The 2,301-nt window shown below is 70.9% G+C and carries 4 protein-coding genes; all 4 read left to right on the top strand.

What is annotated here, in order from left to right; all coding sequences use genetic code 11:
• Positions 1-481, top strand: a 481-nt coding sequence (locus ACK42S_RS17575; protein WP_409710657.1) for a Tim44 domain-containing protein, incomplete at its 5' end; no start/stop codon positions are given.
• 130 nt (positions 482-611) lie between these two features.
• Positions 612-1,085: a tyrosine-protein phosphatase gene (locus ACK42S_RS17570; protein WP_409710654.1), complete on the top strand. Its 474-nt coding sequence runs from the start codon at positions 612-614 to the stop codon at positions 1,083-1,085.
• A gap of 21 nt (positions 1,086-1,106) precedes the next feature.
• Entirely contained in the window at positions 1,107-1,862 is a 756-nt protein-coding gene (locus tag ACK42S_RS17565) for an SDR family NAD(P)-dependent oxidoreductase (protein WP_409710651.1), read from the top strand.
• Positions 1,863-1,967: 105 nt separating this feature from the next.
• On the top strand, positions 1,968-2,301 hold a 334-nt coding region (locus tag ACK42S_RS17560; RefSeq protein ID WP_409710648.1), incomplete at its 3' end, for a PAS domain-containing protein.

Raw genomic sequence — 2,301 nt, 5'->3', positions numbered from 1 at the left:
CTCCTGGGGGGGCACGGCGGCCGCACCGGCCGGTTCCGGATCGGCAGGTGACGCCCCGAACACCCGGTCGGTCGCCGCTGCCGCAGCGCTGCCGGCCGATTTCGACGCCGCAAGTTTCGAGCGCATCGCCAAGATGCTCTTCATCCGCATGCAGGCGGCCCATGATGCCGGCGAACTCGAAGATCTGCGCAAGTTCACGACGCCCGAGCTCTTTGCCGCGGTGCGCCTGGACCTGCACGACCGCCAAGGCGCGGCGCAGCAGACCGATGTGCTGCAGCTCAATGCCCAGGTGGTCGACGTGGCCCGCGAGGACGGGCAGCAAATCGTCAGCGTGCGCTTCCACGGCCTGATCCGGGAAGCGGCCGATGCCGCCGCCGAACCGTTCGACGAGCTGTGGCATTTCGTCAAGCCGCTCGATGGCACTCGCGAGTGGGAGATCGCGGGGATCACGCAGAACGCAGCCCCGTCGGCCCTGCACTGAGCGACACCGAGCCTGCCCAGGCGGCCCCTTCGGGCCGCCTTTTGCTTTCCTCCCGCGAACCGGCCCGTCCGGGGCACAATGGACATGGGTCCTATCTCCCCCCGTCCCGAACCTGGCCTGTCGAATCACCATGTTCCGTCCCCTGGCCCTGCCCGCGGGCGTTGCCGGTGCGCTGTGGCTGCACGCCATGCCCGGCCGCTTCGAGCCCTGGAGCGACTTCCTGGCCGAAGCCGCACGTTGCCGCCTGGACCGCATCCTTTGCCTGACCAGCCTCGAGGAGGTGGCGGCGCTGTCCCCATCCTATGCCCAGGCCATTGGACAAGGCACCCTGCCGTGCCGGTGGGAACAACTGGTGATACGCAACTTCGGCCTGCCGCTGGATGAAGCCGGGTTCCGCGAACGGGTGCAGGCGGTGGCCGCCGCGCTGGCCCATGGTGAATCGGTGCTGATGCATTGCGCTGCAGGCATCGGACGCACCGGCACGGTGGCCGCCTGCGTGCTCAAGCAGCTCGGCTGGCCGGCGCAGACCGCGCTGCAGCAGGTGATCGCCGCCGGCTCGAACCCTCAGAACGCTCAGCAATCGGGGCTGGTCCACTGGTTCTGAGCCCCCCCGCCCGACGAAACCATGCACCATCTCTATATCATCACCGGCGCCTCGCGGGGCCTGGGCCTGGCCCTGGCACGCCAACTGCTCTCGCCCGCGCATCGCCTGCTGTGCCTGTCGCGCCAGGTCAACGACACCCTGGCCGAACAGGCCCGCGCCGCCGGGGCCTCCTGTGAGCAATGGCGCCAGGACCTGGCCGAGGCGCCTGCTGCGGCGCAGCGCCTGGCCACCTGGTTGAGCGGCCACGACCCGCGGGCCGTGGCCAGCGCGACGCTCATCAACAATGCCGGCGTGATCTCGCGCGTGGGCCCGCTGGAGGACAGCGAACCGAACGACCTGGCCCACGCGCTGCGCGTGGGCCTGGAGGCGCCGCTGCTGCTGACCGGTGCCTTCCTGCAAGCCACGAGGGACTGGACGGCCCCCCGCAAGGTGCTCAACGTCTCCTCGGGCCTGGGTCGGCGCGCCATGGCCGGCAGCGCCGCCTACTGCGCGGCCAAGGCCGGGATGGACCACTTCAGCCGCTGCGTCGCACTGGAGCAGGCCCGTCTTCCCCACGGGGCACGCATCGTCTCGCTCGCCCCCGGGGTCATCGACACGGACATGCAGGTGCAGCTTCGCCAGAGCGACCCGGCCAGCTTCCCCGACCGTGAGCGCTTCGTGCAGCTGCAGGCCCAGGGGCTGCTCAGCTCGCCCGAGGAGGCCGCCCGTCGCCTGCTCGAGCACCTGGCCCGGCCGGACTTCGGCGCGCAGCCGGTGGCCGACGTGCGCGAGGTCTGATCCCCCTCATGGGGGGTGCGATGTCCCACCCCTGGGGGAGGCCGCAGTCCTGGGATCACCCGCCCCGGCGGCCTATCATCTGCCCAGAGCAGCCGCTGGACTCCGATGCAGCCCGCCCCCCATTCCCTCGTCACCGCCTTGGTCGATGCCTCGGCACTGTGGCAGCGCATTCCGGGCTTGGTGGTGGTCCTCACGCCCGAGGGTCAGGGCCTGTTCATCAGCGAAGCCTACGCCGGGCTCACCGGGACCGCGCTCGACGCGGCCCGCGGAACCGGCTGGGATGCCGCCCTGGAGCCAGCCTCCCGCCAGGTCCTGTACGAGCTGCTGCCCCGGCGCAGCAGCTTCACCGTGCGGCTGGCGCTGCGCCCACATGACGGCAGCGATCACTGGATCGAATGGGCCGCGCACTGGCTGCCGGACGAAGGTCACTACCTGTGCC

This window comes from Caldimonas sp., assembly GCF_046289365.1.
In the GTDB taxonomy this organism is placed as follows: domain Bacteria; phylum Pseudomonadota; class Gammaproteobacteria; order Burkholderiales; family Burkholderiaceae_C; genus Caldimonas.
Note: the sequence above shows the minus strand (reverse complement) of the source record. Positions and strands in the feature narration are given on the sequence as shown.